Source organism: Allotamlana fucoidanivorans (genome assembly GCF_006265225.1).
GTDB lineage: Bacteria > Bacteroidota > Bacteroidia > Flavobacteriales > Flavobacteriaceae > Allotamlana > Allotamlana fucoidanivorans.
On the sequence record NZ_VDCS01000048.1, the window covers coordinates 1 to 1,061 of the forward strand.

1 protein-coding gene is annotated in these 1,061 nt (G+C 30.0%); it reads right to left on the reverse strand.

Annotation, left to right across the window (positions count from 1 at the left end; genetic code table 11):
- Positions 1–195: 195 nt before the first annotated feature.
- A complete protein-coding gene (locus tag FGF67_RS16820; protein WP_139698914.1) occupies positions 196–918 on the reverse strand; it encodes a DUF6090 family protein in 723 nt (240 codons plus the stop codon).
- Between the last annotated feature and the right edge of the window lie 143 nt (positions 919–1,061).

Here is a 1,061-nt window from a genome sequence, read left to right on the forward strand (position 1 = left end):
AATAATAAAAGGAGACATTCCTTTTTAGGAAACAAAACTATAAGAGAATTTGAATTAGATATGTATAACCAAAAACTAGCAGCTTAGTCATTCAACTTAAAGTCCAATTTTTTGTTGCAAGTCCACAAGTTAAAGGTAACGATTTTTGGATTAGCATTTAGCAAGCAATGGATTATAGCCGTTGTTGTGCTTTCGTTATTCTTTATTGGAACTCACTTCTCCTTGGATTTCAGTCAGAATCTTATCTATTTCTATTTCCAATATTTTGTAATTTTCAACTATGTAATTTGCTCTACCTCTTATAGTTCTGACAATATTCTCGAATTGAACATCTTCTAACAATGTTGGGTCAATTAGTCTAGAACCGGACTCATAATAAAAATACTTTAAATAATGAGGTTCAAGATAGGTGTCTCCATATTCAATTAATCGCTTCTCATCTTCTTTAACATCCTCTACCATTGCTGGCCATTTTGAAAGATTCATTCGCAAAGAATCATTTTTAATGATGTTTAGATTTCCAGAACTCATTAGGTTATTTAGCCCCCCATTTGAAGGGTCAAAAGTCGAATAACCGTATAATCTTCTCGTAAGATTGAAAACCTTAATCAAGTCCACATCCTTTTTTGATAAGCTCAAAATGTATATAATGCTATCTCCATTATGGGTCAAATTATTTGCTTTTTTAATATTTCTATTCAACTCTTCCTTATTATATAAAAAATCAGATTTCAATTCATTGAGAAATTTTTGCTCATAATTGGATTCTTTTCGACTTTCATTCCAATTATTAATCTGCAAAGCAATTAAAATCCCGATAACCACAAGCACTATTTCACCAATAGCATATTTTAAGTATTTTCCAGTTTTCCCTTCTGAAAGTAAGTTTTGTCTAATTTTTCTAAAGAATTTAATCATTGGTTAGTGGTTTCTGATAATGTCTAGTCCTGAAATATGGCTACAGGTTAAAAATTGATTTACGCTGTTTTTAAATATACCATATTTGGTGTTTTATAGTCTAAAGATACATGTAATCTAATTTCGTTGTATAGATTGATTGC

Excerpts from the sequence above, each read along its gene's own strand:
- FGF67_RS16820 (WP_139698914.1), bottom strand. The coding sequence starts at position 918 with ATGATTAAATTCTTTAGAAAAATTAGACAAAACTTACTTTCAGAAGGG.